This window comes from Aldersonia kunmingensis (assembly GCF_001646865.1).
In the GTDB taxonomy this organism is placed as follows: Bacteria; Actinomycetota; Actinomycetes; order Mycobacteriales; family Mycobacteriaceae; genus Aldersonia; species Aldersonia kunmingensis.
On sequence record NZ_LRRB01000089.1, the window covers coordinates 1 to 8,396 of the forward strand.

Genomic DNA, 8,396 nt, shown 5'->3' on the forward strand with positions numbered 1-8,396 from the left:
ATCGCGATCGTCCCGCTGTACTGCCTCGGCCTCGCCGGTGCGTACATCTCCTGCAAGATCACCGTCACGTTGATCGGCGGTGGGTCCAGCGGCACGTATATGCACTACTTCTACCAATTCCTGGTCAGCACGGACGTGATCTATTCGCTGCTGAAAGCGATGGTTTTCGTGGCACTGACGACGTTCATCCAGTGCTACTACGGCTTCTTCGCCTCGGGTGGTCCCGAGGGCGTCGGCGTCGCGGCCGGCCGGGCGATCAAGGTGTCGATCATCGTCGTGGTGTTCGCGAACATGTTCCTCACGCTGGCGATCTGGGGGATCACGCCCGGCATCAGGATCTCGGGCTAGGGGGCGCAGTGATTATCGATCCGAGCGGGCGCGGCCCGACGATGCGGCAACTCGTCCTTGCCGGCATCGTGTTCATCGCAATAGGCGCCCTGCTGCTGACCCTGCTGATGATGCGGTACCGCGGCGACTTCGAGGAGAAGCTTCCCGTTACGGCCCTGCTCACCACCACAGGGGACGGGCTTCCCGCCGATGCGGACGTCAAGTACCACGGCGTCCTCGTTGGCACCGTGCAAGATGTCGAGGTCGCTGCCCAGGGCGAGATCCAGCAGGTCCACATCAACATGGACCCGAAGTTCATCGACGGCGTACCGAACACCGTCACCGCCCGGGTCGTGCCGAGCAACATCTTCGCCGTGACGTCGGTCGAGTTCATCGACAATGGCCCGGCCTCGCCGCTGCAGTCCGGCGACGAGATCCAGCAGGACACCAGCAAGCAGACGATCGCATTGCAGGACACGCTCACCCAGGTGCGCAACATCCTTGACCGGATCGACCCGGTCAAGCTCGGCCACGTGCTCGGCACCCTGACCACCGCGCTCGAGCCGGGCGGCCGCGCCGCAGGTTCGACCATCGAGCGGCTCGATCGCTGGCTCACCGCGGTCGACGCGGCATTCCCCGATCTCGGTGCTGACCTGCAGAACATCGCCACCGCAGCGGCCGGAGTGAACGAATCGATGCCGGAACTGATCGACGCGCTCAACAGCTCGATCACCACCGCCAACACCATCTCGAGCCAACGCGACAACCTCGTCGCGCTGCTCGCGTCCGGTGGCGGTGCGGTCGACTCGATCAACGGCCTGTTTGCGGCCAACCCGAACGCGGCGAAGGTGCTCATCCCCGATCTGGACGAGACCTTCGGTGCACTCGCCAGCGATCCGGATTCCATCTCGCAGACGATGGTCAACCTGAACAACTCGCTGTCCGCGATGAATTCGACCTTCAACTGGGGCCCGTCGCAGCAGATGGCCTGGAGCATGGATCTTTCGTTCACACCGTTCAAGCCGTACACCCGGGCCGACTGCCCGCGCTACGGCGACATGGTTGGTCCCAGCTGTTTCACCGCGCCAATTGGCCAGAACCCGGGCGTGCTGCCCTCCGAGCTCCGACCGCGCCGGCTCGAATCCGCCGGCCCGGCACCGGAACTCATCCCGACACCCGCGGCCCAGGCACCCGCCGCACCGCAGGCACCTGTCATTCCGGTGCCGCAGCTGCCCGGGGGCTTGCAGTTGCCGCAGCTCCCCGGACTGCAGCTGCCCCCGATTCCCGGCATCACCCCGGCGAGTGCCACCGTCCCGGCGCAGGGCGGTATCCGCGGTCCGGCGGCGGTACGCGCGCTCGGCGGCAAGAAGGTGAACGCGACTCAGATGATGCTGATTGCGGCCGCAATGCAGGGCGGCGCGTTGTACCCGGTCTCGGCCGCGTCGGATGGGGGTGCTGCGAAGTGAGAGGCCTTTACAAGACGCTGATCGGGTTCAGCCTGTTCGCTGTCGTCTCGCTGCTGGTGACGTGGATCGTGTGGACCACGCTGCAACGCAGCGTCGAAGGCGATACACGCACCTACTCGGCAACCTTCTCCGATGTCCTCGGCTTGCACGGCGGTGACGACGTGCGGATCTCGGGCGTCCGGGTCGGCCGCGTCGAGAGCATTAAGCTCGATTCCAACCACGACGCCAACGTGACGTTCGTGGTGCAGGACGATCAGACGCTGTACTCGAACACCAAAGCACTTGTGCGGTACCAGAATTTGATCGGCCAGCGGTATCTGGCACTCGCCCCGGGCGAAGGTCAGGGCGGCGCACCACTCGAGTCCGGCGGCACAATTCCGCTGGACAACACCGAGCCGTCGTTCGATATCTCCGCACTGCTCAACGGTTTCGAGCCGCTGTTCGCCACGCTGCAGCCCGAACAGGTGAACTCGCTGTCCAACACCCTGATCCTGGCTTTGCAGGGTGACAACGTCTCGCTGAGCGCGTTCATCACCCAGGCTGCTGGGCTCGCCGTGACAGTCCAGCAGCGCGACGTGATCCTCGGTGACGTCATCGACAACCTCGGCGGCGTGATGGCCGGACTGGCCAATCGCAGCACCGAACTCGAAACGCTGATCGCGCAGACCCGGGCCCTGATCGGCGGGCTCTACTCGCAGGGCCAGTCACTGCTGAACTCCACCCAATTGCTCGCAGGCGCAACTGACGCCATGGCGAACATGTTCGGCGAGGTCCAGCCGGAGATCCAGTCGACCTCGGATTCGACGTCCCTCGCGTTGAACTACCTCGTCGCCAACGGTGCGCAACTGGACCAGGCCGCGATCGACCTGCCGCCGGTGCTGACGTCCGTCGCCCGGATCAGCTCGACCGGCGCATGGGCGAATGCCTACTTCTGCAGCCTCGATGTCTCGCTCTGGGGCGTGCTGTTCCCGAAGGGCCTGTTCACGCAAATCGGCGGCAACGAGCACTCGGAGGTGTGCCGCTGATGGCACGAATTCCACGCCCGAACTTTCAAGGGAACCGGTACTTCTGGATCGGCATGGCCGGCGCGGCCGCAATCGTCGTACTCCTGCTCGGGTCCAGCGCGGTCAAGACAGCCGGCATCGGCGAGAAGACCATCTCCGTCGAGTTCGTCCAGGCTGCGGGCATGCGGGCCGGCGACAAGGTGAAGGTTGCGGGTATCGATGTGGGGCAGGTGAAGTCAGCGAAGCTCGAGCGCGACAAGGTGGTCGCGAAGCTGCAGATCGACCGCGGCCTCGACCTCGGTCCGGACGCCCACGCGACGATCAAGATGTCGACCATTCTCGGTGCGCACTACATCGACCTCGAGACCGGTGATGGGTCCGGCTTGCCGGACAACCGAATTCCGTTGTCCAACAGCAGCGTCCCGTACAACCTCGCCGACGTGGTGCAGATCGGTACGCCGAAGTTCCAAGCCATCGACGCGGAGAAGATCAACGAGTCGCTCGCCCTGCTCGACAAGCAACTCGGCGACAGCCCGGCGATCGCTGCTCAAGCACTCGATAGTGTCGGCGCCTTGGCCCAGATCATCAACAACCGCAAAGACGAAGTGGACCGGCTGCTGAAGAACATGGATGCGGTCACCGAGCTGCTTGCGAACAACCGCAACAGCATCCTCTCGATCATGGGTCAGGGCGAGGCGATCGGTAATCGGGTCATGGAGCAGCAGGCCCTCGTCGAGCAACTGCTGAATTCGATGGCCACGCTGTCGCGCCAGCTGCAGGAAATCGGCGTCGAGAACAACGGCCAGTTCGGCCCGATGCTGCAGACCCTCAACACGATGTCGGAGGGCCTGGAGAAGAACCGGGACAACCTGAACCACCTGCTCGAGATCATGCCGGTCACTGTGCGCCAGTTGAACAACGCATTCGGCAACGGCAATTACGGCGATGTGGGGGCACCCTGGTTGTTCCCGGACAACTGGCTGTGCTTCGTCGATGTGATCGAGGGGTGCGGGTAAATGAGTCGAATCAGCCGAAGCGCCAAGGCCATTGCCGCCTGCGGCATGGTGACCGTCGCGGCGGCGGGCTGCTCGCTGGTGCCCGATCCCGTGAGCGATGCATTCACCAACACCATCCACGTCACCGCCGACTTCGAGAACATCGCCGGCGTGTACGAGGGCAACGAGGTTGCCGTGCTTGGGCTTACGATCGGCAAGATCGAGAAGATCGAACCCAAGGGCGAGTACGTCCTGGTGCAGATGTCGATCGACGGCGATCAGAAGGTGCCGGCAGACGCGATTGCCGCGTCGGTGTCGCCATCGATTGTCACGAACCGCCACGTCGAACTAACGCCGGCCTACGCCGGTGACGGACCCACACTGTCCGATGGTGATCACATCCCGCTCGCCCGTACCCGCACGCCCGTCGAAATCGGCGCGCTGATCAAGACCCTCGACGGGTTCGCTGCGGCGCTGTCACCGAACCCCGACAACCCGGATGGTCCACTGTCCGCGGACAACCTGTACGAGGTGCTCAACGGGCACGGCGAGGACATCCGCCGCACTCTCGACGCGCTCTCCGGAGCCCTGAAGACCGGTCTGAACAATCAGGACGCCGTCTCGAACACGATCATCAAGCTCAACGAACTGACCCAGATGATCGCCGAGAACGACCAGACCGTGCGCGACTTCAGCGGCAACATCACCCAGATGTCGCAGCTGCTCGCCGATCAGGCACCGGGCCTGGAATCGGTGCTTACCCAGCTCAACGACTTCCTGGCCAACACGAGTTCGGTGCTGGCCGAGAACCGGCAGGCCTTCGGTGACTCGCTCACCCGGCTCACCGGTACCACCGAGCAGCTGCGCCAGAACGCGCATCAGCTCACCGAGTTCGTCGACGTCGGACCGCTGCTGTTCCAGAACATCGACAACGCGGTCAGCCGTGAGGAGCGCGCCATCCGCCTCCACGCACTCACCGACCGCGCGCTGTTCGACAACGAGCTGCTCAGCCTCTTCTGTGAGCGCATCCAGATGCGGTCCGATGGCTGCCGCACCGGCAAGCTCAAGGACTTCGGCCCGGACCTCGGTCTCACCGCCGCACTCCTGGGGGTGATCCGATGAGGCTTCGTGGCAACGCAACTCGGGCTCGCGCCTTCGGTGGACTCGTGTCCGTCGTCGCGCTCGCCGCGGTCCCGGCCTGCGGCCTGACCGTGGAGAACATTCCGCTGCCCAAGCCGCAGGTGCAGGGTGAGACCTACACGGTGCACGCCATCTTCGCCGATGCCCTCAACCTGCCCGCGCAGGCGAAGGTCAAGGTCGGCGGCTCGGACGTCGGCATCGTCACCGACATCACCACGAGCAACTTCACCGCCGATGTGCAGATGAAGATCCGCAAGGATGTCGCGTTGCCGGCCGGCTCGAAGGCCGAGTTGCGCCAGGCGACTCCGCTCGGCGATGTTTTCGTCGCGGTCGCGATGCCCCCGAAAGAGCCTGGGCAGGCGATGATTCCCGACGGCGGCACCATCCCGCTCGAGCAGACCTCGGCCGGCGCGACGGTCGAGGAGCTGCTGACCTCGATCTCGCTGCTGATCAACGGCGGTGGCATCAACCAGGTTTCGAAGCTGGTCTCGGAGCTCGACTCGATCGTCGGTGGTCGCGGCGAGCAGATCTCGCACCTCATCGTCGAGATGACCAACATCATCGAGAGCCTGAACTCGCAGACCGACAACATCGACGCCACGCTCAACGGTCTCGATGCCACGCTCGCCACGATCAACCAGAACAAGGAGTCGCTCGGCGCGGTCGCGGATGCGCTGCCGCCCATGATCGGCACCCTGGCCGAAACCAACCAGCAGATCGGTGATCTGCTGGCCAAGATCGGCGTCACCAGTGCTGCGCTCGACGATTTTGCCAGCACTACGACGACCCAGCTTGATGGACTCCTCCAGAACACGACGAAGCTGATGAACGGGCTGTACGAGATGGGTGACAGCCTCGGCGCGACCATGGCGACGGTGCACGACTTGAAGCCCAAGGCGATGGCCTCCATGGAGGGCCAGACGCTGGCGGTCGCGGTCACGGTCCAGTACCTGAGCGTTGGTGCGCTGAGTGATCCACTCGGTAGCCGGGTGCCCGACGGCTCCGACATCACGGCGTTTGCGGGCAGCCTCATCGAGGTCCTCGATCGGGTCCAGGAACGGCTGCAGGGAGGCAACCGATGAGCTGGTTCCGTGAGCACAAGCTCCTGGTAGCCAATGTCGGCCTGGCCCTCGTGCTGCTGCTGGGCGCCGGCTATCTGCTGATCGGTGTGATTCGGTACAACCCGATCGAGCAGAAGTACACGGTGACCGTCAACATGTCCCGCTCGGGTGGGCTGCAGGCGAACAACGATGTCACGCTGCGCGGTTCCCGGGTCGGCAAGGTTACCGATATTCAGCTCACCGAGACCGGCGTCGCGGTCACGACGGAGCTCGACTCAGGGATCAAGATCCCGGTCGGCGGCCAGGTCGCGGTCGAGGCGCTCTCCGGTGCGGGCGAGCAGTACATCGATTTCCGGCCGGACAGCAACGACTCTCCCTACCTCGAAGACGGTGCCGTGATTGATGCGGACGCGGTGGAAACGCCTGTGCCGCTACCGGATCTGCTCGACCACACCAGCACGCTGATTGGCCAGATCGATCCGGTTCGCTACGAGGTCGTGCTCAACGAGCTCTACACCGCGCTCGAGGGTGGTCCTGATCAGCTCAAGAGCGTCATCGACGGCATTAGCGTCACGATGTCCGGTCTCGATTCGCTGCTGCCGCAGACTACCGCGCTAATAGGGCATCTGCGCACAATCGCGTCGACAACCACGATGATCCAGCCGGATCTGTCCACGCTGACGCGCAACACCGGAATCCTGTTCGACGAGCTCACCGCCGCCGATCTCGAAGTGCGACGGCTGCTTCAGCAGGGTCCTGCGGCGATGTCGACGCTGGGTGGTGTCGTGTCCGAGACCCAGGATCCGCTGACGAACCTGGTGACGAACTTCGTCGCGATCGCGCAAGCGGCGCGGCTCCGCACGCCGGCCATGCAGGCGCTGTTCCCGTCGTTGCGCGACGGTTCGGAGGCCCTCGGTATCCCCGCCTGGGACAAGGAGTTCCACACGCTGGCGGATATCCTCCCGCGCCCGACTTGCGACTACAACACGATCCCGATCTCCCCTGCCAAGATCCCGGATCCCCGTGTCCCGCTGTGGAATTACTGCGTGACGGACAACCCGAATATCCAGATCCGCGGCTCTGCGAACGCGCCGCGACCCGATGTGCCGAACAACGGCGCCACCATCCCGCCGGGCGTGGATCCGAATCAACTGTCGACACCACTGCCCCCAAGCTGATCGGATGTAGTGGTTGCAGTCGAAATGACACCCGGCATACTCGCTGGGGCACGGCCCGCGTACTCGGCGAACCCAATTTGGTTCGCTCGCTGCGCGGGAAAGCTACGAGTCGGCGCGGAGCGCCGAGGAAGTTCGAGATGTTCTGATGGCTGAAGACAAGACCGGACCGAACGACGACTCGCAGCCGGGGGGCGAAGCGGACAAGACGGAGGAGCCCACGAAACGGTTCGACGCAGACAACCCGAACCCGGCCGAGACGCCCGCACCGGGCGCGACGCCCGCGACGCCCGCGCCGGCCGCGACCACCGCGTCGGTGAGTCCCGATCCCGAGGTTCCGCCGCAGGCCAAGGGCCGTTCGCGTGGCACCTTGATCACGGCTGTGATCGCAAGCATCGTCGCGGTCGCTGCAATCGCGACCTCGGTCGTGTTCTACCTGCAGTACAAGGACAAGAACGACATCCTCGAGGCACAGTCCGCCGCACGGGATGCGATGTGCGACTACGCCAAGACGGTCACGAGCTACAACTACAACGACCTCGACACGTTCTTCAAGAACGTGCTCGACGGCGCCACCGGCGAGTGGAAGACCGAGTTCGAGACCAACAGCCAGGCGCTGCGTGATCCGCTCGTCGCGGGTCAGGTTCAGTCCAACGGCGACGAGGTGCAGTGCGGCGTGCAGTCGGGTGACACCGAGAACGCGGTCGTCGTCGCGGCGATCGGCCAGACGATCACCAGCCTCGGCACGCAGAATCAGCCGCAGAAGGGCCAGATCGCAGTGGTCGCCACCATGGAGAACGTGGACGGCCGCTGGCTCGTCAGCAAGATGGACGCACCGCTGCTGGGTTCGTAACCGGCACTGAACGCGAAACGGCCCGGCGGGAGCATCCCACCGGGCCGTTTGCTTTTGCGATCAGAACAACATTGCCGGCTCGTCAATGGCCTGTGCCATGACTGCTGCGGGCTCCTCCGGGGCTGCTTCGGCTGCGGCGCGGGCCGCCTGGCCCGCCAGTTCGTCGGCCATCTCGTTGAAGGTATCGCCGACATGGCCACGCACCCACCGGAAGCGGACCGGGCCCGAACGATCCGCGATCGTCCGGTCGATGTCCTGAACGAGTTCCAGGTTCTTCACCGGCGCGCCCGCCGACGTGCGCCAGCCGTTGCGGCGCCAACTCGGCAGCCATTGCGACGCACATTTGATCGCGTACTGCGAATCGCTCTCGATCAG

Annotated in this window: 9 protein-coding genes; 8 read left to right on the top strand and 1 reads right to left on the bottom strand. The window is 64.6% G+C overall.

What is annotated here, in order from left to right:
• The 8 genes from A8G08_RS06750 to A8G08_RS06785 all read left to right on the top strand — a co-directional run.
• The coding region (locus A8G08_RS06750) for an ABC transporter permease (RefSeq protein ID WP_169823271.1) at nt 1-348 on the top strand (348 nt) is incomplete at its 5' end.
• Nucleotides 349-356: 8 nt separating this feature from the next.
• A complete protein-coding gene (locus A8G08_RS06755; protein ID WP_068271832.1) occupies nt 357-1,793 on the top strand; it encodes an MlaD family protein in 1,437 nt (478 codons plus the stop codon).
• Nucleotides 1,790-2,818, top strand: coding sequence for an MCE family protein (locus A8G08_RS06760; RefSeq protein WP_068271837.1), 1,029 nt, complete (start codon nt 1,790-1,792; stop codon nt 2,816-2,818). Before A8G08_RS06755 ends, A8G08_RS06760 begins: the two co-directional genes overlap by 4 nt.
• A complete protein-coding gene (locus tag A8G08_RS06765; RefSeq protein ID WP_068271853.1) occupies nt 2,818-3,813 on the top strand; it encodes an MCE family protein in 996 nt (331 codons plus the stop codon). Before A8G08_RS06760 ends, A8G08_RS06765 begins: the two co-directional genes overlap by 1 nt.
• On the top strand, nt 3,814-4,914 hold the full coding sequence (locus A8G08_RS06770; RefSeq protein WP_068271840.1) for an MCE family protein: 1,101 nt from the start codon (nt 3,814-3,816) through the stop codon (nt 4,912-4,914).
• Nucleotides 4,911-6,014 (top strand): MCE family protein, encoded by a 1,104-nt coding sequence (locus tag A8G08_RS06775; RefSeq protein ID WP_068271843.1) that lies wholly within the window; start codon nt 4,911-4,913, stop codon nt 6,012-6,014. Before A8G08_RS06770 ends, A8G08_RS06775 begins: the two co-directional genes overlap by 4 nt.
• Nucleotides 6,011-7,171 (top strand): MlaD family protein, encoded by a 1,161-nt coding sequence (locus A8G08_RS06780; RefSeq protein ID WP_068271846.1) that lies wholly within the window; start codon nt 6,011-6,013, stop codon nt 7,169-7,171. Before A8G08_RS06775 ends, A8G08_RS06780 begins: the two co-directional genes overlap by 4 nt.
• A 145-nt stretch (nt 7,172-7,316) precedes the next feature.
• Complete coding sequence (locus tag A8G08_RS06785) at nt 7,317-8,021, top strand: hypothetical protein (RefSeq protein WP_068271849.1); 705 nt, start codon at nt 7,317-7,319, stop codon at nt 8,019-8,021.
• Nucleotides 8,022-8,081: 60 nt separating this feature from the next.
• Here A8G08_RS06785 and A8G08_RS06790 read toward each other — a convergent pair.
• On the bottom strand, nt 8,082-8,396 hold a 315-nt coding region (locus A8G08_RS06790), incomplete at its 5' end, for an RNase H family protein (RefSeq protein WP_342669637.1).